This window comes from Cellulophaga sp. Hel_I_12, assembly GCF_000799565.1.
Classification (GTDB): domain Bacteria; phylum Bacteroidota; class Bacteroidia; order Flavobacteriales; family Flavobacteriaceae; genus Cellulophaga.
Genome location: NZ_JUHB01000001.1, coordinates 2,888,050 through 2,912,745, shown reverse-complemented (window position 1 = coordinate 2,912,745; position 24,696 = coordinate 2,888,050). Strand labels below are relative to the sequence as shown.

Genomic DNA, 24,696 nt, shown 5'->3' with positions numbered 1-24,696 from the left:
CCTCCACAAGAGGGGAATTAAAATTTTACAATTTATACGATACCGAAAACATCCAAATTCTCGGTAGTATAAAAATACGCTGATCACTAATCACAAAGTCTGAAAAGGAATTACGGTTTTTAAAATTAGCATCAAAAATATTCGTGCTGCTGATTTTTAATGCCCATGGACTTTCTTTAAACTGATAGAATAATGATGTATCTGCTATTTCATAATTATTTTGTTGCTCGTTGTTATCTTTATAAATGGTTTTGTTGTAGGTAAACTCGAAAATAAAACCATCCAAAAAGTCATAATCTAAACTAAAACGTGGGCTGGTTGTGATGAATTTTGAGGTATTGGTCTCCGAGGTAAAAGTATTATACCCTGTGTCTAAACCTAATTCTACATTAGGGAGTTTTTTAAAACTAGAACTTAGTTCTACACCATAGTTTTGGGAACGATTTTTACTTTTAAAAACCTCGTTATTGATGATTTGTTGGTAATCGTCGAATGAAACATCAGTATTTAAAGTGAGGCTTATTTTCCCATATTTTTTCGTAACCATCGCGTTCGCAAGCCATCTTTCTTCGGGATTTTGTAATAAAACAGCAGTATTAAACTGATTAATGCCTTGTATTTGTGTTTGATTGCGAACTGCTTCAATCGCAGAATTGTACGTAATACTCGAAAAAATAGTTAACCCACGAAACATACTGAATTTAGTATACGATAAACGCGCAGCATGGAAAAGTTCGTTTTCTAGGGTTTCATTACCTCTAAAAACAGTGTTATAATTTACCAATCTAAATTGATTAGCATACCTATCCGCAGCTGCAATGGTACTTTTTAAATTATAATTAAATTTAACATTCCCAAAACCACTAAATTTAAAATCCGCAGACACATCGGGTAGCCAAACCCATTTGTTGATACTGTTTGAATTTGCTTGAGTAATGGTCCAATCATAATTATGTGCGCTTATACCGTATTTACCAGTAAAAATTCCTACTTGAAATTTATGTTGTACGCCTAGATAAAAGTCGTTCACCCTGTACTCTAAATCGTTATTAAAACCAGCAGCTCCAAAATCATTGACAACACCTGTACTTAAATTTTGAACATCAAACGAACTATAATTTTCCTTTAACAGATTATTCCCAATGGTTGTATATATATGATGGTCTTTGTTCAGTACCCAGTAATGCTTAAAAAGTAACTCTAGGTTATTAAATCGAGTATTTTTTAGCTGTTGAATATTGAAAAAAGTATCATCTTCCAAAGGAATTAATCTGGGTAAAATAGGCAAAGTTGTTAGCCATAAACTATTTGGATCTGCTTGTGAATATTGATAATCCGCTGCGAAAGATATGGTATGGGTTTTAGAAAACTTCTTATGCCACTCTAAATTTTGTTCTATTTGAGTAGCTCTATTCTCTAGAGTGGTGTTTAGCGTATTCTGAGCAGTTGAAGTAGTAGAAATTAAATTGCCAATATCGGCGGTATTGTTTGTTTTCACAACACCTGAATACGAAATGTCTTCTTTACTCGTTGGTTTACAGTCTAAAGAAATTTTTGAGAGTATAAAACTCTGGTTACTATTTTGAGTATTTATTATATTTTCTAAAGTACTTGTTTCATCGGTAATATAGTTTTTTAAAGTTTCTACCCGAGTATCATTTTTGGTGTTTGATACGATACCATAGCCTGTAAAATTCCATTTAGCATTTATGGCTCTTGAAAAATTAAAAGCACCGAATTTGTTTAGCCCTGTTACAAAATCTTCGTTGTTTAAAAATTTAGATAAAGGGTTGTTTGACAAATTAAATCGTGAATTACCGTCACTTATCATTTTTCCAATCCCACCTTCAAAATCTATATAATCGCTGAATGTGAACGACTTTACACCAACATCATTTACATCTCCAATAAAATTTACGGTTGTTTTTGGGCTATAATAAAAGATATTCTGATGCGCCAAATAACGGGTATCTGCACCCAGGCCTGCTTCCACATCACCAAACAGAAAGCGTTTTTTATTCTTTTTAAGTTTTATATTTAAGGCTAATTTCTCGGATCCCGATAAACCTTTTAAAAAAGCTACTTCATTGTAATTGTCAATGGCATCAATACCTTCAACAGCATCGGCTGGTATATTAAGAACACCGAGCTTGGTATTCCCACCAAAAAAAGGTTTATTATCCACCAATAAGGTGTTTACCTTTTTTCCCATGACTTTTACGCCACCGTTTTTGTCGACTTCAATGCCTGGTAATTTTTCTAAAACATCTTTTAGCTTACGTTCTGTTCCCGTAACAAATACTTTAGGGTTGTAGCTAATGGTATCTTCTTTTACCACTACAGGAATATTTTCGATCACGATCACTTCATCTAACAAGTTTTCTGCTGCCGTTAAAACAATGTTTTTTTCTTGGTCTGCCGTAAGGGTAATTCTAAACTCAAACGGATTAAAACCCAAATAGCCTATAGTTACATCATACGCTTCATTAGGCTTTAATTTTAACTGGTATTTACCATTAGCATTAGTAATAGTAAAAAGCAATTGTAAGTCATCAGAAACTGGGCGCGCTAAGACATTAGCACTTTCGAGTGGTGTGTTTATACTATCTTTTATGACCCCGCTCAAGGTACTATTTTGGGTCCATACTAAATTTTGTAGGAACACGGCAAACCCTATAAGAAACAAATATTTTTGCATCAATTATTAAAAAAACCTTTTGCCTTTTCACGCCATTCGGCGTAGGTTATTTTTTTTCCCTTAGTGGGCTTTTCTATGGGTTCAAAATCAGAACTATTTAAGGTTATTGTGGTCGTATTAAATACATATTTATCAAGTTCTAATGCTAAAATTACCCCTGGTAAACCTCCAAAGTCCTTTGGACCAAAAGGCAAAGGAATTTCTAACGTATACCAAGCAATAGGTTTTATTTTACTAGTACTATTGCTTTGTATCGCTTTATAACAGGTATATTTTCCTATTTTTTTGCTGTCTTTTAAAAGTTCCCATTCTTTTTTTTCTTGAATAATGCGCAGATTTTCTCCTCTTGAATTGCCAGCAGTAAATAGTTCATCTTGATCAGAATAATATACTTTTTCTGAACCTGCGCCAATATAAGTTAGATTTGTTTTTTTTTCAGATTCGTTCTTTAATTGATCTTCGACCCTGTAAATAGCCTCTTTTTTAGTGAATTTTAGGGTAGATACTACATCAACAGCATCTTCATAAAGCCATAATACTTCTTGTAGTTGAGCGTTCGTTTTTGCTTCTTCTTTAAGTTTTGTCAGATCCATTGGAGGTTTTAGGGAAACTACATATGTAATTGTTGCATTCTCAAAATTTTGTGAGAAGCATAATGTGCTTGCAAGGACAAATAAGGCCGTAATTTTTTTCATAGCGTTGTTAAATCAAGAAAAATCAATCATTGTTGCTAAAATAATTAAATAAGGTCAACTTTAATTGCACAAAAACCTTAGACTTTTAAAGGTTTTGATCTTAAAAAGCTAATAATTATAAGTATTTTCTTACTTTATTGAGTATTTAAAAAAAACTTAAAAAACTATTTAATGCTGAGTTAAGACCCTCTCAACATTATTCCTACATTCTCCGTATATTTGATAAAAAAGTACCCTTTGAAAAATATCCTGTTTTTTATCGCTTTTTTTGCTATACACTTTGCCTTTGCCCAAGATTATTTTTTGGCGAAGCAATACCTTAATGATGGTGATTTTGATAAAGCGGTAGTTTTTTATGAAAAACTAGTGAAAGAAAATCCCAATCGAGGTGATTTTACCGAAGATTTAATTACCTGCTACCAACAGCTCGAGCGCTACGATGAAGCCGAAAAAATACTGCTCAATAACACCAAAGGGAATCGGGTACATCCCATCTATTTTGTAGAACTTGGTCGTAATTTTACGCTTCAAAATAAAAATGAAGAAGCGGAAACCTATTACGAGAAAGCAATTAGCACTATTCCTGAAAACCCCAATTTTGCCTATAGTGTTGGTGCTCGCTTTCAAAAATACACCCTGTTGGCCTATGCCGAAAAAGCATTTTTAATTGGCATGGAAACCAATCCCGAGTTAGATTTTAATTTTCCCCTAGCGCGTATTTATGGGGAGCAAGGAAAAATCGAAGACATGTATGTTTCCTACTTAAATTTACTGCGTAATGGAAATACTTCACCCTCTAGCGTATTGCGAAATATTGATGATTTTATCACCACCGAAGCCGACAACGAAAACAATAGCATCCTAAAAAAAATACTGCTAAAAAATGCACAAAAGGATCCAGATATTTTATGGAACCAACTTTTAAGTTGGCTTTTTGTGCGTCAAAATCAGTTTAATAGTGCTTTTACGCAAGAGAAGGCCATCTACAAACGCTCCGATATTAGCTCCTTAAGCCGAATTGAAGATTTAGGAGAATTAGCCAATGAAAATAAAGCTTTTGATATCGCAAAAGAAATATTTGAGTTTATCGTAGAAAAAAGTAAGGATAATGAGATGACCTTGAAGGCACAATTGAACTTAATTGACATTCAGTTACAAGATAAAAGTGCAACCACCATGACTAGCGTAAGTAGTTTTTTTGAAACCTTGATGACCAACTATGGGTATAGAAATCAAACTTTAGAATTACAAATCGCCTATGCTAATTTTTTAACTTTTCAACAAAACAACCCCGAAAAAGCAGTATCCATCTTAAAAAAATCGCTCGAATTACCGCTCAATAATTACAGTGAGGCCTATGTAAAAATGACTTTAGGCGATATTTTAGTCTATGATCAAAAATTTAATCAGGCCCTGATCTATTTTACGCAGATTCAACAAAACTTAAAGAACGACGTGTTAGGGCAAGATGCGCGTTTTAAAGTAGCACAGACTAGTTTTTACAAAGGAGATTTTGATTGGGCCCTTACACAATTAAAAGTGCTCAGAAGCTCTACTTCGCAATTGATAGCCAATGATGCCATGCAATTAAGTCTACTTATTTCTGACAATTCGCTAGAAGATTCCACACAAACAGCATTAAAAATTTACGCCAAGGCCGATTTATTAGCCTATCAGAATAAAAACAAAGAGGCTATTGCCACGCTAGAGCGCATTCTAAAAGAACATAAAGGCGAAAAAATTGAAGATGAAGCACTTCTAAAGCAAGGTGAATTATTAGAAAAAGAAAATGATTTTGAAGCGGCACGTTTTAATTATCAAAAAATAATAGAATTTTATGCCGACGGCATTCTAGCCGATGATGCCTATTTTGCTATTGCACAGCTTTACGAAAACCAATTTAAGGATGCCATCAAAGCCAAGGAAAGCTACGAAAAAATCATCTACAACTACCAAGACAGTTACTACTTTCCCCAAGCCAGAAAAAACTTTAGGCGCTTGCGAGGAGACTCCATTGAATAGGTTTCTGGTTTCTGGTTTACGCTCAAAAACCAATAAATTATAGGCAACACAAGGCATTAAACGCTCAGCTTTCCAGACAATTTCTACTTAAAGCTTAACATGTAACACCCAAAACTTCTATTTAATTTTTTTGAACTAGACACTTGCACTTGAACTTTTTTATTAAACTATCTTTGTCAAAATTTAAATCACGCCTTTTTAACTTTCGACATTAGACATTAAAACCTTAGACTAAATATGTACATCTATAACGTAACCACAAATATTGACGAATCAATTCACGAACAATGGCTTTCTTGGATGCAAAAAACGCATATTCCTCAAATGATGGCTACAGGAAAATTTACCAATGCTAAAATGTGTCGCGTTCTGATTGAAGAAGAAATGGGCGGTTTTACCTATTCGGTGCAATATGCGACTACATCAAAAGAAACCTTGCAAAAATATTACGAAGAAGATGCACCCAAATTACGACAAGAAGGTTTAAACTTATTTGCCGATAAAATGTTAGCCTTTAGAACGGAGTTAGAAATTGTAAGTGAGCATTAAAAGTAAGCCTACGCGAAAACCACTTCAAAAAAAAATGAATTAGAAAGTGCCCTTTAAAAGGTGGCTAAGAACACCTGGAAAAGCACCTTACCTAGTTTTAAATAATACGCTTTACCATGGCAAAAAAAACATTCAAGAAAAATTTTACCAGTGCTAAAAAATCAAAAGAGCAGAGTCCGGTTAAAGCAAAAAAACACTTAGGCCAGCATTTTTTGAAAGACGAAGATATAGCGCATCAAATAGCCACTACACTTACTTTTAAAGGGTATAAAAACGTCATTGAAATTGGTCCTGGAACGGGCGTTTTAACAAAATATCTTTTAAAAGAACCGATAGATTTGGTGGCGATGGATCTTGACTCCGAATCTATTGTGTATTTAAATCATAGTTTTTTATTGGAGCATCCCGAATTTATAGGGCGAAAAAATAAATTTCAAGTGTTGGAGGCCGATTTTTTAAAGTACGATGTGAGCACACTATTTGGCGACCAACAGTTTGCTATTACAGGGAATTTTCCGTATAATATTTCAACACAAATAGTTTTTAAACTTATAGAATTGAAGGCCTTAGTGCCCGAATTTACAGGTATGTTTCAGAAAGAAGTAGCCGCACGTATTTGCGAAACAGAAGGCAGTAAAACCTATGGTATTTTATCTGTCTTGGTTCAAGCTTCTTACGATGCCGAGTATTTATTTACCGTGCCCCCTACTGTTTTTGATCCTCCTCCCAAGGTAGAATCTGGTGTTTTGCGGCTAACACGTAAAGAAAATCAAAATATAGGTTGTGATGAAAAATTACTTTTTAAGGTGGTCAAAACAGCCTTTAACCAACGTAGAAAAACCATTCGGAATAGTTTAAAAACCTTTAACCTTTCTGATAGTCTCAAAGAAGATGCTATCTTTGACAAACGACCAGAACAACTATCGGTCTCAGATTTTATTACCTTGACGAATACTATTGCCCATGATGCCGTTTAAACTTACAGAAGAACTTATTGAAAATATTGAAACGCTCATTGCTGGTCAAAGCGATGCCGATCTTTCTGTGCTTTTAGACGAAATTCACTTTGCCGATGTTGCTGAAATCGTCAACGAATTATCAGAAAAAGATGCGACCTATTTATTTAAGCTCCTAGATAGTGATAAAACATCGGATATTCTTACCGAGTTAGATGAAGATGTTCGAGAAAATATTTTAGGTAACCTTTCTGCCAAAGAAATTGCTGAAGAGCTCGACGAGTTAGATACGGATGATGCGGCCGATATTATTGGTGAGCTTCCAAAAGAATTGGTTCAGAAAGTAATTTCAGAAATTGAAGATCGGGAACACGCAAAAGATATTGTTGATCTATTGCGGTATGACGAGAATTCAGCAGGTGGTTTAATGGCGAAAGAATTAGTGAAAGTAAACGAAAACTGGAACGTACTCACCTGTGTAAAAGAAATGCGCTTACAGGCCGAGAACGTAACGCGAGTGCACTCTATTTATGTGGTGGATGATGAAGATAAACTCAAAGGTCGCTTATCTTTAAAAGATTTACTAACCACTTCTACCAAAACCCATATTAAAGAAATTTACATTCCTAAGGTAGATTATGTCAATGTGAATGAAAAGCCCGAAGAAGTTGCTAAAATCATGTCGAAATACGATTTAGAAGCTATTCCTGTTATCGATGAAATTGGCCGACTAGTGGGTAGAATTACCATTGATGATATTATTGATGTGATTCGAGAGGTAGCCGAAAAAGATTATCAATTAGCAGCTGGTATTTCTAAAGATGTAGAGGCTGATGATAGTATCTGGGAACTGACCAAAGCACGTTTGCCTTGGTTGCTTATCGGAATGTTTGGCGGCGTGGGTGCTGCAAGTATTATTACCAGTTTTCAAGGTGCTTTTGTGACATTCCCTATTTTATTGGCCTTTATTCCACTAATGCAAGCCACCGCTGGTAATGTGGGTGTACAGTCGTCAGCGATTGTGGTGCAAGGTTTAGCCAATGACACCATTAAAGGAACGATTATCGGACGATTGCTCAAAGAAATGTTATTAGGTTTAGTGAATGGTTTAGCACTAGCCTTGGTATTTATTTTAATTAGCCATTTTGGCTTTAAAACATCATATTTAGTATCTGTAACAGTAGGTTTAGCACTTATTGTCGTGGTCATAAATGCAGCCGTAATTGGTACTTTTATTCCCATTTTTTTAAATAAAAGAGGCATTGACCCTGCCATTGCAACAGGACCATTTATAACGACAAGTAATGATGTGATCGGGATTTTAATATATTTTTCGATAGCAAAGGTTATTTTAGGATTTTAAGTGCAACAACTGAGGACAGCTAAATACCATTAAATTTTTCTAAAACCATCAAGGACATCAACAAAAAACCAGGTGAAACAGTCGAATTTCGAAGAGCGTATAGGTAATCAATCCTTCGTTTTTTAACTATTTTTTTTACAACTTTAGCCTTAATTTACAACACAAGTATGATCAAGAATATAGAAAATATAGAATTAGAATTTTTAACCATTGATGACTATCAGGCCCTTAAATCGGCCATGATAGAAACCTATCCCAATATGGCCAACTCCTATTGGAAGGAAAATTTGATACAATTATTAATCAATGAATTTCCACAAGGGCAAGTTGTCATTAAAGTCAACGGAAAACTGGCAGGGTGTGCCTTATCGTTGCGCGTAGATTATATGCAGTTTGACAGGCCCCACACCTACAAAGAGGTTACCGGAGACTACACCTTTAGCACCTTAAAAAAAGATGGTGACGTGCTCTACGGCATTGAAGTATTTATCAAGTCAGAATTTAGAGGCTTGCGATTAGGAAGGCGCTTATACGATTACAGAAAAGAACTTTGTGAGCGTGAAAATTTAAGAGGAATTATTTTTGGGGGTAGAATTCCCAATTACCATAAATACGCTGAAAAATTATCGCCCAAAGAATACATCGAAAGTGTAAAACGTAAGGAGATCCATGATCCTGTACTTAATTTCCAAATTTCTAACGACTTCCATCCGTCTAAAATCATGAAAGGGTATTTGGAGGGTGATGCCGCATCAAACGAATATGCGGTTCTTTTAGAATGGGATAACATCTACTATCAAAAAGTAAATACAAAAGCAGCGACGAAGAAAAAAATTATCCGTTTAGGCTTGATTCAATGGCAAATGAGAAGCTATAAAAATTTAGATGACTTGATGCAACAAGCCGAGTTTTTTATCGATTCTGTTTCTGGTTACCGGTCAGATTTTGCTTTGTTTCCCGAATTTTTCAATGCGCCATTAATGGCAGAAAACAACCATTTAAAAGAGTCTGACGCTATTCGTGAATTGGCAAAACATACGGAGGAGATTGTTCAGAAATTTTCAGAATTAGCTATTTCTTATAATATCAATATCATAACAGGGAGCATGCCTGAAATTAAAAATGATTTGCTGTACAATGCAGGTTATTTATGCAAAAGAGATGGTACTACAGAACGTTATGAAAAACTGCACGTTACTCCCGATGAGGCAAGAGTATGGGGTATGCAAGGGGGGTCATCGTTTAAAACTTTTGATACCGATTGTGGTAAAATTGGCATCTTGATTTGTTACGACTCAGAATTTCCTGAACTAAGCCGTTTGTTAGCCGACGATGGAATGGACATTTTATTTGTGCCCTTTTTAACGGATACACAAAATGGCTATTCTAGAGTACGGCATTGTGCACAAGCGAGAGCCATAGAAAACGAGTGCTATGTAGCGATCGCCGGTAGTGTTGGCAATTTACCTCGGGTAAATAATATGGATATTCAATACGCCCAATCGATGGTGTTTACACCTTGCGATTTTTCATTCCCTGCCAACGGCATAAAAGCCGAAGCAACACCCAATACCGAGATGATTTTAATTTGTGACGTAGATATTGATTTGTTACGCGAATTAAACCAGTTTGGAAGCGTTAAAAATTTAAGAGACCGAAGAAAAGATCTGTTCGAATTGAAAAAGAAATAAAAAGCCTCTTAGCCCCCAAAAGGGGATTTGCTTCTAAATCGTATAAAAAGTTCAAGTGTCAAGTTGCAAAAAAAGTTGATAAATTCTTATATTGAAAAACATTTTCAAATTAAATCAAAAAAGCAATATTCTAAATCGATAGATACTTTTTTATTTAATTTCCTTTATCACACAACTTATGAAACCCATCAACCTCATAGAAAAACACGCCTTATTTACGGAAACATGGCATCCTCGACAAATAGCTGTTGTTGATGATATGCAAGTAATTTTAGCAAAATTACAAGGTGAATTTGTTTGGCATGCGCACGACGAGGAAGATGAACTTTTTCAAGTATTAAAAGGCACGCTTTATATGCAATTTAGAGACAAAACCGAGGTGGTACGTGCGGGCGAAATTATTGTAGTTCCTAAAGGCATTGAACACTGCCCAAAAACAGAAAACAATGAAGTCGTCGAAGTGTTACTTTTTGAAAAGTTAACTACTGCACATACAGGAAACGTGCTACACGAAAGAAGTCAGAACTTTTACCCAAAAATATAAGTACAATGAGAATATTACATGTAGATGTAAATCACCCATTAATTATTGAACAATTTAAGGAACTCGGGTATACCAATGATGAAGATTACAGCGCATCAAAACAAGAAATTGAGGCTAAAATTCATTTGTATGATGGCATCATCATTCGCAGTAGGTTTAGCATTGACCGCCCTTTTTTAGAGAAAGCAACAAAGCTAAAATTTATTGGTCGCTTAGGTGCTGGATTGGAAAATATAGACACTGATTTTGCGAAAAGCAATGCTATTTTTTTAGCTGCAGCACCGGAAGGTAATAGAAATGCCGTTGGTGAACATACCTTAGGTATGCTCTTATCACTTTTTAATAAATTACATAAAGCGGATCAAGAAGTTCGCGGCGGCAAATGGGACAGAGAGGGTAATCGTGGGGTAGAACTCGATGGAAAAACGGTAGGGATTATCGGTTACGGAAACATGGGCAAAGCGTTTGCCAAAAAATTAAAAGGCTTTGATGTTGAAGTACTTTGTTACGACTTAAAAGGAGGTATAGGTGACGATAACGCGCGACAAGTAGGCATTATGGAGCTAAAACAGAAAGCTGATGTCATTAGCTTACATGTACCTCAAACAGAAGAAACTATAAACATGGTCAACCTAGATTTTATTCAAGGTTTTCAGAAAAATATTTGGCTTTTGAATACCGCAAGAGGTAAATGTGTAGTCACCGAAGATCTGGTCACTGCTTTACAATCAGGTAAAATTTTAGGGGCCGGGCTTGATGTGTTAGAATATGAAAAAACCTCTTTTGAACAGCTATTTGAAAACACCATGCCAGAAGCTTTCAAGTACTTAATACACGCCGAAAATGTACTGTTAACACCACATGTAGGAGGTTGGACAGCAGAAAGCAAAATAAAGTTAGCTCAAGTAGTCGTAGATAAAATAAAGAAACAGTTTGCCAATGAAATCTGATGCGCTGACACCGGAAGCTTATATCAATGAACTGCCGGAAGATCGGCAATTTGTGGTCTCTAAACTAAGAGAAACCATCCTTCATTCGCTCCCTAAAGGGTTTTCAGAACAAATTAGTTACGGAATGTTGGGCTATGTGGTTCCTAAAAGTACGTATCCAGATGGCTATCATTGTAATCCTGAATACCCTTTGCCCTTTATAAATTTAGCTTCTCAAAAAAATTTCATTGCGCTATATCATATGGGAATTTATGCAGACAAAGAAATCTACGATTGGTTTGTTGAAGCCTACCCAAAACACAGCAAGCCTAAGTTAGCTATGGGTAAAAGCTGTATCCGTTTTAAAAATTTAGAGGCTATCCCATTTGCTTTAATTGGAGAATTATGCGCTAAAATTAGTCCTGAAAAATGGATAGAAACGTACGAAAAAAACATTAGAAAAAATGAAAAATAGAGTTACTGGTTTAGGAGGGTTTTTTTTTAAAACAAAAGATCCTGATGCCATAAAAACGTGGTATAAAAATCATTTAGGCTTAAATACAGACCAATATGGCTGCACTTTTTGGTGGAAAAATAAAGAAGGTGAAGATTGTTCTACACAATGGAGTCCCATGAAAAACGATACTTCTTATTTTGAACCCAGTACATCATCCTTTATGATGAATTTTAGAGTTGAAAATTTAGAACAACTCTTGAAGACTTTAAAAGAAGAAGGTGTTACTGTGATTGGAGAAATAGAAACCCACGATTACGGTAAATTTGCATGGATTTTAGACCCCGATGGCAACAAATTAGAACTTTGGGAACCTATAGATGCTGCATTTCTTTGATATAAAAATTATCATTATATTTACTACTGTATTAACAACCAAACACTTAAAATAATGTCTGAAGACCATAAAGATTTAGGAGATAAAGCAGAAGATGCTTTCGACAAAGCCAAGGAAACTGCAAAAGAGTTTACCGAAGAGTCCAAAGAAAAAGCAAATGAATTTGCCGATGATGCCAAAAAAACAGCCCATGAATTTACTGAAGGGGCTAAAGAAGCTTTTGGTGGCGCTGGTGGTGAAAACAAGAAAATTTTAGCGGGTATTTTAGCTATTGTTTTGGGTTGGTTAGGGGTACACAAATTTATTTTAGGCTATCAAAAAGAAGGTATCATCATGGCTGCTTGTGGTGTGCTTGGCTGGTTTTTATGTGGAATTCCAACTGCAATTGTTTCTATAGTAGGCTTGGTGGAAGGCATCATATACCTTACAAAATCTGACGCGGAATTTTACAATACCTACCAAGTAGGCAAAAAACCATGGTTTTAAGCGCGTATTTTTAATATCATAGAAAGCCAAATCAGTTTTTTGATTTGGCTTTCTTGTTTTTAGTATTTATTCACAGGAACATAATCTAAAGGCAGCAAATCTGCTACCCTTTGTTTCCCGAGTATTCCACCAAAAAAAAGTATCTGCGCTGGAGAAAAATTTCCATAACTATCAATATAAAAAGTAGGTTCTTTAGCTTCAATAAAAGATTGTTCTTTCCCATCATACAGCATACTTAATTTTGCTGTTTTTTGTGTAATCTTTATGAAATTCTCATCTGGTTCTATTTGGTATTCTGAATACGGATCAATTTGAAACTTATCTTTAAAAATTTGAAATTTTTCTTCTTGTAATTGTTTTTTTGATAAAGAACGCATAAAGTGAAGTGGAGAACCCAAATAGGTTTCTAGCCTATTTTTTAAAAAACGTTTTTTTATTTTTTTGGGATTTTTTTCGGTAAAAAATAAAGTACCTGCCGTATACGTAAACCCACCTGAAAATGGGGAAGCACTAGGTGCTCCAAAATTAACCTCAAATTCTTGTAAATTATAAGCAATGGTATACCCTAAATAATTATTTTCAATTTTTATTGGGACTTCCGAAAAAGCATAAAGGCTGTTTTTTTGTTTGTTATAATACAAACGAATAGCATCTTCATTTATAATTTTAGCTTTAATACCTGAAATAGTAGTTCCTAAAAATTCTCGCCTAAAAATATTTAATTTCTTTTCTCGGCTCCAGGTATCAGGTTCTAGGATTATTTCATCAAGTTGTACGGCATTTTCTTTTAAATAAATAGCACCTAAACCGCCAGAAACGTTTTCAAATACTTGCGATGTATAACCTATATAACTAATGACTAATGAAGCGGATATTGGGTTTTCTGTTCCTAAAGTAAAAGTACCTTTTTCATCCGTTACAGTACCGATACTCGTACCGTCGTAAAAAACGGAAACACCCTCTAAGGGTTCTTTAGTAATGAAATCAAAAACGGTACCTCCTACTTTGTGCTGTGCAAGTAGTGATGTCTGTAAAGAAAGTAGAAAGCCAAATAAAAAAGCTATTCTATTCATTGTTCATTTCTTGGCCGTTGGCTAATTTACGTTCTAGTTCGGCCTGAAACTCTTCCATTACAGGCTTTACGGTGCTTTCCGGTAGGTCTGCAATTTTAATATACATAAGGCCGTCGACAGAGTTGTTAAAAAGTGGATCTACATTAAAAGCCACAACTCTTGCGTTCTGTTTTATATATTTTTTAATCAATACCGGCAAACGTAAACTTCCTGGTTCTACCTCATCAATTAAACGGTCGAACTTATTTAGATCAGCTTGAGTTTCATCAAAAACGAACTCCTTATCGGCATCTTTTAATTTTACTTTAAACTCCTTTTTAGGGTGGATATATTGCGCTACATAGGGATCCCAATAATGCGATTTCATAAACTCAATCATCAACGACTTAGAGAAATTTGAAAATTGATTGCTAATACTGACCCCACCAATTAGGTATTTATGTTCCGGATAACGTAAGGTGGTATGTACAATACCTTTCCATAATAAAAATAAAGGCATAGGTTTTTGTTGGTATTCTTTTACAATGTAAGCCCTGCCCATTTCGATAGACTTGCTCATCATTGGAAATAGCTCGGGTTCTACCCGAAATAAATCTTGAATATAAAAACCATCAATACCGTAGGCTTTGTAAATTTCTGCCCCTAAGCCCATTCTATAAGCGCCTACAATAGCTTTTTCGGCGTCATCCCACAAAAATAAATGGTGGTAATAGCTATCAAACTTATCTAAATCTATGGCCTTATTGGTGCCCTCCCCTATGGCTCTAAAAGTAACCTCACGTTGAATGCCTATTTCTTGAAGAATGTAAGGCATGTCTTTTTCTACGGCTAAAAAAACTTCGTAGTTTTTACTTTGCAATAACCTGCACTCTTTTTCTCGCAGTTTAATAATTTCTTCCTCAATAAGCTCAGGCCGAATGGCAGAGGCTATTTTTTTGGGTGCTTTCGGAATTTTTAGCGATGTGGGGATTTGCTCTCTAATTCGTTCTGTAAATCGATCTTTTTGATACACATTAGACAGCATGTAGGTTTTTCGTCTCAAAAGATCGGTATATTCTTCTAGGGTAGTTTGCTCTTGTTGTGCTTTCACAGAAATAGGTTGTCCTATTCTAACCTTTATAGGTCTATTTTTCTGAGTATATACCTCTGAGGGTATTTTTGCGGTTCTAAACACATCACTAATTTTCGCCAAGCGATAGAAAAACCGACTGTTTTTTGCGTGAAAATAAATAGGTACTACGGGCACTTCGGCACGCCTGATGAGTTTAATAGCTGCTTCTTCCCAAGGGCGATCTACAATTAACGTATCATCTTTGTAGGTAGACACTTCACCTGCAGGAAAAATACTTAAAGGATGCCCGTCTTTTAAGTGCTGTAGTGCCGTTTTAAAACCACTTAGGCTGCTTTTCGCATTTTTATGACTTTCAAAAGGATTAACGGATATCAAGTAAGGAAGCAAAGGAACCATTCGCTGCAAAAGAAAGTTCGCCATTATTTTAAAATCTGGACGTTGACTTTGCATTAATTGTATTAAAATAATACCATCAATGGCGCCAAGTGGATGATTTGAAATGGTAACATAGGCACCCTCTTTAGGTAAACGTTTTAAATCATCTTCAGGAATTTCAAAATCTATCTCGTAATGATCTAAAATGGCATCAGCATAAGCTTTACCTTCTAAATGCTTTATAGAATCATAGAATTTATTAATACTAGAAATTCTGGTAACTTTCATTAAAGACCATCCAATGAAAGTCCCGATAAAACCATACTTTTCTAAATTAATTGCTTTCGCAACCTCTTTTGCGGTAACTAAACCCATAATTCTCAGCCATTTTTGCTGCGCTAATATAACAAAAGCTTATAGGGCAAGGGCTATATTTAACAAATAAATTAAAATAGAGGCACTGCAGTTCGCCTAGAACTTAGTGGTTTATTTTACCACAAGTTGAACGGTTTCTTTACCACGCTGTTCTAATAAAATTTCTTTATCTTTTTGCAAAGAGGTAATTGCTTCTGTATCAAAATGCCTAATGGTGTATAAAGAAACACCTTCTTGATGAACCACCTTAAATTTGCCTTTTAAGGTATCTAGCAATTCATGAAGTCTCCCAAATTTATTGTCAAAACAAACCGAAAAACTAATCGCAGAATTCTGAATTAAGTCTACTTTCATTTTATGATCGTGCAGTAATTTAAAAAGCTGACTAATATTGTCTTCTACAATAAATGAAAAATCTAAAGAAGATAATTTCATCAATACCTGATTTTTTTTCACAATAAAACAGGGTATTTTTGGTTCAATTCCTATTCCTTTTCCAACCGTAGTTCCTTTATCCAAAGGATGAATAAATGATTTAACGTGTAGTGGAATTTCTTTGCGTTGTAAAGGCTGCAAGGTTTTAGGGTGTATGACCGATGCACCGTAAAAAGCCAGCTCTATAGCTTCTCGATACGAAATTTGATTGAGCAACTGCGCATTTTCAAAATATCGTGGATCGGCGTTCAAAACACCAGGCACATCTTTCCAAATAGTGACTTCAGTGGCATTTAAACAATAGGCTAAAATTGCAGCTGAGTAGTCAGATCCTTCACGGCCTAAAGTCGTCATGAAATTATTATCATCGCTCCCTATAAAACCCTGTGTGATATGTAATTGCTTTTTATCAATGCCTTTAGTTATATTTTCTTGTGTTTTTTCCCAATGGATGGACACATCCCGATAATTATCGTCTGTTTTGATCAACTCTCGAACATCTAACCAATTATTTTTTATCTCTATTTCATTAAAATAGGCACTAACAATAGTCGTTGACACTAATTCACCATACCCGATAACCTGGTCATAAACAAAATTGTATTTGGGCGATTTGTTCCAAATTAAAAAACCTTGAACTTCATCGAATAAACCTTTAATTTTTTTAAAGATAGGGTGATTTTCATTCTCGAATAAATCAATCAAAATATCATTATGATACTTTAATACCTCTTGAATTGCAGCAGAAGTTTCAGTTTTGTCCTTAAAATACGTATTTACAACAGTCTCCATAGCATTGGTACTTTTACCCATAGCCGAAATGACCACAAGGGTATTTTCATACCCCACTTGACGCAGTACTTCTACCACATTTTTAATACCCGCTGCATCCTTAACTGAAGCTCCTCCGAACTTAAAAATTCTCATATTTTACGTATATAATTTTGTATTCCTTTTTCGTCTAAATGCACTACATCCCAATTGCGCATCACATTTGCCCCCTTACTTTCATAAAAAGCTATCGCGGGTTCATTCCAATCGAGAACTTCCCAATTTATTCGTTTTACGCCTAAAGCATGTCCATAGCGAATAACTTCATTCAATAAGGCTGTTCCCATACCAGTACCCCGCATTTTTTCAGTTACTATTAAATCTTCTAAATGCAAGGTTGGTCCTTTCCAAGTAGAATATCTAGCATACACTAAGGCTAAGCCTTTTATACCTTCCGAAGTTTCGGCCACAAAACATTGAAACAATGGTGTGGGGCCAAAGCCATCTTTTACTAAATCTTCAACACGAACTTCAACAGCATTTTCTTCTTTCTCAAAAATCGCTAACTCATGAATTAAATGCAATACTTGCGCCATGTCTTCTTTCGTTGCTTTCCTAATAGAAAATTTCATTTAATTACCATTTAAATAATGAATCTGTAAACCTCAGGTTTACAGATTACTATGATTTATACCTTTTAATTTGTTACAAATATAACATAAAGTTATAATTCTAAAAATTGAATTTAAACGAAAACGTTATAGTTTCACAAAAAAGTCGATATTTGTACTTTATAAAACAGTATAACCATGACCAGACAATACAAAACTCTAGGTGAGTTTATTATTGAGCATCAAGATTCTTTTAAATATTCGTCAGGAGAACTATCTCGACTTTTAAATGGGATAAGGCTCGCCGCAAAAGTAGTGAACCATGAAGTAAATAAAGCGGGGTTGGTAGATATTATCGGAGAAGCAGGGGATACAAATATTCAAGGTGAAAATCAACAAAAACTAGACGTTTTAGCGAATGAAAAATTTATTCAAACCCTAAAAAAACGCGAAATAGTTTGTGGTATAGCTTCAGAGGAAGAAGACGATTTTATTCGTATCAACAGTTTTGATAATAACCATCAAAACAAATATGTGGTTTTAATAGATCCCTTAGATGGTTCCTCTAATATTGATGTGAACGTTTCTGTAGGTACTATATTTTCTATTTACCGACGTGTTACACCAGTAGGCACACCAGTACAATTAGAAGATTTTTTGCAGCCTGGCATTAACCAAATTGCCGCGGGTTATATTATTTATGGCACCAGTACCATGCTTGTGTATACTACCGGTGATGGGGTCAACGGCTTTACACTGAACCCTGCCTTAGGTACTTTCTATTTATCACACCCGAATATGAATTTTCCAGAAACAGGTAAAATTTATTCGGTCAACGAAGGTAATTATACGCATTTTCCACAAGGGGTTAAAGACTATATAAAATATTGTCAGCAAGAGGAAGGAGATAGACCCTATACCTCACGCTATATTGGATCTTTAGTGTCTGATTTTCATCGAAATATGATTAAAGGCGGTATTTATATGTACCCAAAAAGCAGTGTCGCATCAGAAGGCAAACTCAGATTGCTTTATGAATGCAATCCTATGGCTTTTATTGCAGAACAAGCGAACGGTTTGGCAAGTGATGGTAAAAGGCGAATTATGGAAATTGAACCTACTGAACTTCACCAACGTGTTCCATTTTTCTGCGGAAGCCGAAAAATGGTAGAGAAAGCTGAAGAGTTTATGAAATAGTTGAAAACAAAAAAATTGAAAATTAGATGATAGAATCTATTGAAATCTTCAAATCTAATTTTCAATTTTTATTTTTAAATTATTCTATCGTTTCAACAGGTACAAATAAGCCTCAAAATCTATTTTTCCAGTAAAAATCGCAATAGATTTACTGATAACCTCGTCTGCTTTTTCTGCGGAATACCCCAGTCCAATAGCATATTTGCGTACTAAGGATTTTTCTTCATCGTCAATTTCATGATCTGCGAAAACAATTCTAAATAAATCGAATAAACGCTCCAAACGCTCCTCCAAGCTAGATGGCGGATTAATAGCATATTTATTTTCAGCACGCATTACTTCTTTATATTCTGCGTCAGTAATATCCAATTTTCTTGCAAAACGATCAAGCATTACTTTTTCTTGCGGGTTTACTTCCCCGTCAATCGCTGCTAATGTAGCTATTGCCGCAAAATGAGCTAAATTACTTCTATGTTCTCCACTACTATATAAATCTACAATCGACATAACTTCTTTATTTAATACAAGCAAAGATAATTTTTTTTAAGTATTGTAATCATTGAATAGGTGTTTTATTTTAACGTTTTTTGCTGGGCGCAGCAGCCCAAATACCTTCACCCATTTTCTAAAATTTAAAAAAAAAGATAAAGAAAATAGCGCCTAGTTTCACTAGCAAATTTTCGTAAATTGTGCTTGCTATGACAAAACCCTTACTTGAATTTACCGATAAAGGCATTTATTGCAGTGCGGCGAAAGTATATTTAGATCCTTGGAAGCCCGTCGATAAAGCCATAATTACCCACGGGCATGCGGATCACAGCCGATGGGGTCATAAAGCGTATATTACGCATCCTCACAATATCCCGATTATAAAACACAGGTTGGGCGACATTTCTGTTACCGGAAAGGCTTGGGGGGAAAGCTTTATGATCAACAATGTAAAATTTAGCTTGCATCCTGCCGGACATATTATTGGCTCTTCACAAGTCAGGGTTGAGCACAAAGGTGAGGTTTGGGTATTTACTGGGGATTATAAAACAGAAAATGATGGCATTTCAACCCCCTATGAGGCAGTAAAATGCAACACCTTTATTACTGAATGTACCTTTGGATTACCTGCTTTTAAATGGACACCTCAACATGAGGTTATGAACCAGATTAACGAATGGTGGGTCTTGAATAAAGCGGAAGGAAAAACATCTATCTTATTTGGCTATAGTTTAGGAAAAGCCCAACGCTTGCTGCACTCTTTAAATCCTGAAATAGGATCTATTTATACGCATGGTGCTATTGAAAATATGACTGAAGTATTGCGCCCTTTGGTGAATTTTCCTAAAACTACCCTAATCACTGCGACCACTAAAAAGCAAGACCTACAAGGCAATATGGTGTTGGCCCCACCAAGTGCACATGGCAGCACCTGGATTCGAAAAATGGTACCGTATGTTACGGGTTCGGCAAGTGGCTGGATGGCTTTTCGCGGTGCCAGAAGAAGACGAGCCATAGACAAGGGTTTTGTTCTCAGTGACCATTGCGATTGGAACGGTTTATTGACAAGTATAAAAGCTACAGGTGCTGAAAAGATCATATGTACGCATGGATATACGGATATTTTTTCTCGGTATTTAAGAGAATTAGGCTACGATGCTAGAACTGAAGAAACGCAATATGGGCAAGAAGAGACTGATGAAACAAAGGAAAAAACAGCGACTGAATAAATGCTATGAAGAAATTCGCATCCTTAATAAAAACCTTAGATAGCACTAATAAAACGACGGCTAAAGTCGACGCTTTGGCTCGTTATTTCTCAAACGCAAATGACGAAGACAAGGTTTGGACGATTGCCATTCTTTCACACCGAAGACCACCGAGACCAGTAAACACTACCTTATTGAGAACTTGGGCCGCGGAGTTTGCTCAAATTCCACTATGGCTTTTTGAAGAGAGTTATCATATTGTTGGCGATTTAGCCGAAACCATTGCTTTAGTATTTCCGTCTTCGCCGCAAAGCACCGAAAAAAGTCTGACGCGCTTTTTGCAGGAAATGATAGCTTTAAAAAAGAAACCTGAAGCAGCGAAAAAAAACTACGTATACGAGAATTGGAACCTACTCGATTATTACGAACGCTTTGTGTTTACCAAGTTGATTACCGGCGGTTTTAGAATCGGTGTGAGTCAAAAATTGATGACCAAGGCCTTATCAAAAACAACGGGTATTCCTGAAGATATTTTGGCTTATAAATTAATGGGGAACTGGGATCCAAATTCGATCACATTTCAAGCTTTAATTTTAGAAGAAAACGAAAATGATTACCTCTCAAAACCCTACCCTTTTTATTTGGCCTACGCCTTAGAAAATAAAGCTTCCCTTTTAGGAGATGTAAACGATTGGTCGGTGGAACACAAATGGGACGGAATTCGATCACAAACCATATTTAGAAACGATCAACTCTTTGTCTGGAGTCGCGGCGAAGAATTAGTAACCGATAAATATCCTGAGTTTGAAAACTTGGTAGGCCTTATTCCTAATGGAACGGTCATTGATGCTGAAATTTTACCCTATTTTGATAAAAATATCGGTACTTTCAATGATTTACAAAAGCGTATTGGTCGAAAGACAATTTCTAAAGCCTTACTCAAAAAAGTACCTGTAATTCTCAAAGCCTATGATGTACTAGAATGGCAAGGCAAAGATATTCGGCAGTTACCCTTTATGGAACGAAGAGAAATTCTAGAACATATAATGCAATTGATAAACGCTTACAACTACGAAAACCAAACCTCAGAAGAAATCTCAGCATTACCTTTTCAATTATCCCAAACTATGAATTTTGATTCATGGAATCAGGTAGCTAAAGAAAGAGAAGGTTCCAGAGATAAATTCAGCGAAGGTTTAATGTTAAAGCGAAAAGACTCCCCTTATTTAGTTGGACGCAAAAAAGGCGATTGGTGGAAATGGAAAGTAGACCCACTAACGATTGATGCTGTTCTAACCTACGCCATGCGCGGGCATGGTAGACGAAGCAACCTTTTTACCGATTATACCTTTGCCCTTTGGGATCACGATGAAAATGGAGAAAAACAACTCGTTACCTTCGCAAAAGCCTATTCAGGCCTAACGGATGCCGAGTTTAAAAAAATAGACACTTGGATTAAAAAAAATACCTTAGAACGTTTTGGTCCTGTACGGAGTGTTACGCCTTATCATGTTTTTGAGATTGCCTTTGAGGGGATTGCCTTTTCAAAAAGACATAAAAGCGGAATCGCCACACGTTTTCCCAGAATTCTAAGATGGCGCCAAGATAAAAAAATTGAGGAGGCAAATACCTTGGAAGATTTAAAGTCACAAATTCCGAACGAAGCTATCGAATAGGCAGCGAAGCGAAGGAATCTGTTATAAATTAAAAACAAATGAATAAAAAAGTGCTCAACGCTTTTCGCCTACCGCTAAGCGGTAAGCTGCGCTCGTAATATGACCAAAGAAGAATTATATATTATTGCAGAACAGTGGTTTCAACAACAAGGTTGGGTCCCCTTTCAATTCCAAAAAGACACTTGGAAAGCATTTTTACAGGGTAAAAACGGACTGTTAAACGCACCAACCGGCAGTGGAAAAACTTATGCGCTTTGGTTTCCTATTATTTTAGACTACATCAAAAACAATCCTGAGTATACCACTAAACATAAAAAAGGATTAAAAGCCATCTGGATTACCCCGCTACGGGCTTTATCCGAAGAAATTCGGCAATCTGCAGAGCGAGTTGCCACCGATTTAGGAACACAAATGACCGTAGGCATTAGAACTGGAGATACTTCTACAAAAGAACGTACCGCCCAGAAAAAAAATATGCCCGATTTGTTGATCACGACTCCTGAAAGCTTGCAATTACTATTAGCCTCTAAAGGCTACGCAAAAACCTTTAAAGATTGCACAGCTATTGTTGTGGACGAATGGCACGAACTACTCGGCACCAAGCGTGGCGTGCAAATGGAACTGGCTTTATCGCGATTAAAAGCGGTATCAAAAAAAATGAGGATATGGGGTATTTCGGCTACCATTGGAAATTTAGAAGAAGCACGTGATGTGTTGTTAGGTCTAGAAGAAAGTCCCAAAAAATCGGTCTTAATAAAGGCTAAACTTGATAAAAAAATTACCGTAAAAAGCATCATCCCCAAAACCATGGAAACTTTTCCTTGGCGTGGACATCTAGGTTTACACCTGTTAGAAGAAATTGTACCAATCATCAATTCGAGTAAAACTACTTTGTTGTTTACCAATACGCGAAGCCAATGTGAAATATGGTTTCAGAAGATCTTAGAAAAGCATCCGGAATACGCAGGAGATATTGCCATGCACCATGGCAGCATTAATAAAGAAACCCGTGTTTGGGTTGAACAAGCCATTCGCAATGGCAGTCTTAAAGCGGTGGTTTGCACCTCTAGTTTAGATTTGGGTGTTGATTTTGCCCCTGTAGAAACCGTCATCCAAATTGGCGGTCCAAAAGGCGTAGCTCGTTTTCTACAACGTGCGGGTCGCAGTGGACACAGCCCGGGCAAGGAAAGTGTCATTCATTTTTTACCTACCCACGCCATGGAACTCATCGAAGCCTCTGCCCTTCAGCAAGCCGTTAAACATACTGTCGTAGAGGACCGAATGCCGTATTTGAATAGTTTTGATGTTTTATTGCAATATTTAACCACATTAGCCATTTCAGACGGCTTTTATCCCAAAGAAATTTATCGCGAAATAAAACACAGCTTTTGCTACCAAGGTATTACCGAAGACCAATGGCAGTGGCTATTAAATTTTTTGGTAATGGGTAGCCAAAGTTTGCAAAGTTATGATGAATATAAAAAGATAGAAGTTGAAGCCGATGGTAAATTTGTAGTCCATAACAAAGGAATTGCGATGCGTCACCGATTTCAAATAGGCACCATTGTGGGCGATGCCAACATCATCGTAAAGTATCAAAAAGGGGGTTATATAGGAAGTATAGAGGAGTTTTTTATTTCTAAATTAACACCTGGAGATGTGTTCACCTTTGCAGGTCGGAATTTAGAATTTATACGCATAAAAAACATGGAAGCGCATGTGCGTAATTCTACTAAAAAAACCAATAAAGTTCCCAGTTGGATGGGGGGTAGACTTACGTTTTCTGCTCAGATGTCCGAACTACTTCGAGAAGAATTGTATAAAGTGGCTTCCCCTAGCTCCACAAATACTTCGAGTTCGCTCAGCACAAGTGAAGGCGAGCAAAGTGTGGAACTAAACTCATTGAAACACATTTTTGATAAGCAACGAGAAGAAAGTATTGTGCCTAAGCCGAATGAATTGTTAATTGAAACTTTTAAAACGCGTGATGGCTATCATCATATTTTTTATCCGTTTGAAGGGCGTGGTGTACACGAAGCCATGGGGAGTTTGTTAGGGTATCGCATAAGTTTATTAGCACCCATTACTTTTTCATTAGCCTTTAATGATTACGGTTTTGAACTATTATCCGATCAAGAAATTGATATGCAACAGGTGTTAGATAATAATCTATTTACGACAGATTTTATGTTGAGCGATTTACAAAAAAGCTTAAATGCAACCGAAATGGCCCGAAGATCGTTCAGAGATATTGCCGTAATTAGTGGAATGGTTTTTACGGGCTACCCCAATAAAGGCATTAAAATGAAGCATTTACAAAGTAGTTCTCAATTGCTATTTGATGTTTTTCGCGATTACGAAGCCGACAATCTATTATTTCAACAGGCGTTTAGCGAAACTTTTGAACATCAATTAGAGCAAGGTCGTTTAGGTTTAGCGCTAGAACGAATTGCCGAACAAGACATTATATGGAAAGCCTGCAAAAAGCCAACACCCTTTTCTTTCCCAATTATTACGGACCGTTTGCGAGAAAAATTATCCAGTGAAAAACTAGCCGATCGCATAAAAAAAATGACAGCGATTTTAATGAAGTAAGTACAGCTTCCTTCGTTCAAATCACTAATTTTGCC

At 36.0% G+C, this 24,696-nt stretch carries 21 protein-coding genes; 14 read left to right on the top strand and 7 right to left on the bottom strand.

The annotated features are described in order from the left end of the window. Positions 1-25 precede the first annotated feature (25 nt). On the bottom strand, positions 26-2,626 hold the full coding sequence (locus tag GQ45_RS12585) for a carboxypeptidase-like regulatory domain-containing protein (RefSeq protein ID WP_197056955.1): 2,601 nt from the start codon (positions 2,624-2,626) through the stop codon (positions 26-28). 71 nt (positions 2,627-2,697) lie between these two features. Continuing rightward, a complete protein-coding gene (locus GQ45_RS17630) occupies positions 2,698-3,393 on the bottom strand; it encodes a GLPGLI family protein (protein ID WP_052188219.1) in 696 nt (231 codons plus the stop codon). Between the two features lie 237 nt (positions 3,394-3,630). Here GQ45_RS17630 and GQ45_RS12575 point away from each other — a divergent pair, with 237 nt between their 5' ends. The 10 genes from GQ45_RS12575 (at position 3,631) to GQ45_RS12530 (ending at position 12,784) form a co-directional block, all read left to right on the top strand. Further along, positions 3,631-5,415: a tetratricopeptide repeat protein gene (locus GQ45_RS12575; protein ID WP_052188218.1), complete on the top strand. Its 1,785-nt coding sequence runs from the start codon at positions 3,631-3,633 to the stop codon at positions 5,413-5,415. A gap of 237 nt (positions 5,416-5,652) precedes the next feature. After that, entirely contained in the window at positions 5,653-5,964 is a 312-nt protein-coding gene (locus GQ45_RS12570) for a DUF4286 family protein (protein WP_047418534.1), read from the top strand. A gap of 116 nt (positions 5,965-6,080) precedes the next feature. Continuing rightward, positions 6,081-6,941 carry a 16S rRNA (adenine(1518)-N(6)/adenine(1519)-N(6))-dimethyltransferase RsmA gene (gene rsmA, locus GQ45_RS12565; RefSeq protein ID WP_047418532.1) on the top strand — a complete coding sequence of 287 codons (861 nt, stop codon included), beginning with the start codon at positions 6,081-6,083 and terminating at the stop codon, positions 6,939-6,941. Further along, on the top strand, positions 6,928-8,283 hold the full coding sequence (mgtE, locus tag GQ45_RS12560; RefSeq protein ID WP_047418531.1) for a magnesium transporter: 1,356 nt from the start codon (positions 6,928-6,930) through the stop codon (positions 8,281-8,283). Before rsmA ends, mgtE begins: the two co-directional genes overlap by 14 nt. 167 nt (positions 8,284-8,450) lie before the next feature. Continuing rightward, entirely contained in the window at positions 8,451-9,974 is a 1,524-nt protein-coding gene (locus tag GQ45_RS12555) for a carbon-nitrogen hydrolase family protein (RefSeq protein WP_047418529.1), read from the top strand. Between the two features lie 178 nt (positions 9,975-10,152). Continuing rightward, on the top strand, positions 10,153-10,518 hold the full coding sequence (locus GQ45_RS12550; RefSeq protein WP_047418528.1) for a cupin domain-containing protein: 366 nt from the start codon (positions 10,153-10,155) through the stop codon (positions 10,516-10,518). Between the two features lie 5 nt (positions 10,519-10,523). Beyond that, positions 10,524-11,468 (top strand): 2-hydroxyacid dehydrogenase, encoded by a 945-nt coding sequence (locus GQ45_RS12545; RefSeq protein ID WP_047418527.1) that lies wholly within the window; start codon positions 10,524-10,526, stop codon positions 11,466-11,468. Next, complete coding sequence (locus GQ45_RS12540) at positions 11,458-11,922, top strand: DUF1801 domain-containing protein (RefSeq protein ID WP_047418526.1); 465 nt, start codon at positions 11,458-11,460, stop codon at positions 11,920-11,922. The genes GQ45_RS12545 and GQ45_RS12540 overlap by 11 nt, the downstream gene beginning before the upstream one ends. Beyond that, positions 11,912-12,298, top strand: a complete 387-nt coding sequence (locus tag GQ45_RS12535; RefSeq protein WP_047418524.1) for a VOC family protein — start codon at positions 11,912-11,914, stop codon at positions 12,296-12,298. The genes GQ45_RS12540 and GQ45_RS12535 overlap by 11 nt, the downstream gene beginning before the upstream one ends. 54 nt (positions 12,299-12,352) lie before the next feature. Beyond that, positions 12,353-12,784 (top strand): TM2 domain-containing protein, encoded by a 432-nt coding sequence (locus tag GQ45_RS12530; protein ID WP_047418521.1) that lies wholly within the window; start codon positions 12,353-12,355, stop codon positions 12,782-12,784. 59 nt (positions 12,785-12,843) lie between these two features. Here GQ45_RS12530 and GQ45_RS12525 read toward each other — a convergent pair whose 3' ends face one another. The 4 genes from GQ45_RS12525 to GQ45_RS12510 all read right to left on the bottom strand — a co-directional run bounded on the left by GQ45_RS12525 (position 12,844) and on the right by GQ45_RS12510 (position 17,517). Continuing rightward, complete coding sequence (locus GQ45_RS12525; RefSeq protein WP_047418519.1) at positions 12,844-13,857, bottom strand: carboxypeptidase-like regulatory domain-containing protein; 1,014 nt, start codon at positions 13,855-13,857, stop codon at positions 12,844-12,846. Next, the gene (locus GQ45_RS12520) at positions 13,850-15,679 is read right to left on the bottom strand and encodes a GNAT family N-acyltransferase (RefSeq protein ID WP_047418517.1); all 1,830 of its coding nucleotides are present in this window, start codon (positions 15,677-15,679) and stop codon (positions 13,850-13,852) included. The genes GQ45_RS12525 and GQ45_RS12520 overlap by 8 nt, the downstream gene beginning before the upstream one ends. A 111-nt stretch (positions 15,680-15,790) precedes the next feature. Beyond that, positions 15,791-17,041 (bottom strand): aspartate kinase, encoded by a 1,251-nt coding sequence (locus GQ45_RS12515; RefSeq protein WP_047418515.1) that lies wholly within the window; start codon positions 17,039-17,041, stop codon positions 15,791-15,793. Further along, entirely contained in the window at positions 17,038-17,517 is a 480-nt protein-coding gene (locus GQ45_RS12510) for a GNAT family N-acetyltransferase (RefSeq protein WP_047418513.1), read from the bottom strand. Before GQ45_RS12510 ends, GQ45_RS12515 begins: the two co-directional genes overlap by 4 nt. A 177-nt stretch (positions 17,518-17,694) precedes the next feature. On the opposite strand from GQ45_RS12510, the gene fbp reads away from it, so the two are divergent. Further along, positions 17,695-18,693 (top strand): class 1 fructose-bisphosphatase, encoded by a 999-nt coding sequence (gene fbp / locus GQ45_RS12505; RefSeq protein WP_047418511.1) that lies wholly within the window; start codon positions 17,695-17,697, stop codon positions 18,691-18,693. Positions 18,694-18,777: 84 nt separating this feature from the next. On the opposite strand, the gene GQ45_RS12500 is transcribed toward fbp, so the two are convergent. Continuing rightward, positions 18,778-19,200, bottom strand: a complete 423-nt coding sequence (locus GQ45_RS12500) for a TerB family tellurite resistance protein (RefSeq protein ID WP_047418510.1) — start codon at positions 19,198-19,200, stop codon at positions 18,778-18,780. Positions 19,201-19,391: 191 nt separating this feature from the next. Between GQ45_RS12500 and GQ45_RS12495 the strand changes: the two genes are divergently transcribed. From GQ45_RS12495 to GQ45_RS12485, 3 genes are all read left to right on the top strand, one after another. Then, entirely contained in the window at positions 19,392-20,411 is a 1,020-nt protein-coding gene (locus tag GQ45_RS12495; RefSeq protein ID WP_047418509.1) for a ligase-associated DNA damage response exonuclease, read from the top strand. A gap of 5 nt (positions 20,412-20,416) precedes the next feature. After that, positions 20,417-22,066 (top strand): ATP-dependent DNA ligase, encoded by a 1,650-nt coding sequence (locus GQ45_RS12490; protein ID WP_047418508.1) that lies wholly within the window; start codon positions 20,417-20,419, stop codon positions 22,064-22,066. 99 nt (positions 22,067-22,165) lie between these two features. Then, positions 22,166-24,661 carry a ligase-associated DNA damage response DEXH box helicase gene (locus tag GQ45_RS12485; RefSeq protein ID WP_047418507.1) on the top strand — a complete coding sequence of 832 codons (2,496 nt, stop codon included), beginning with the start codon at positions 22,166-22,168 and terminating at the stop codon, positions 24,659-24,661. Positions 24,662-24,696: the final 35 nt, after the last annotated feature.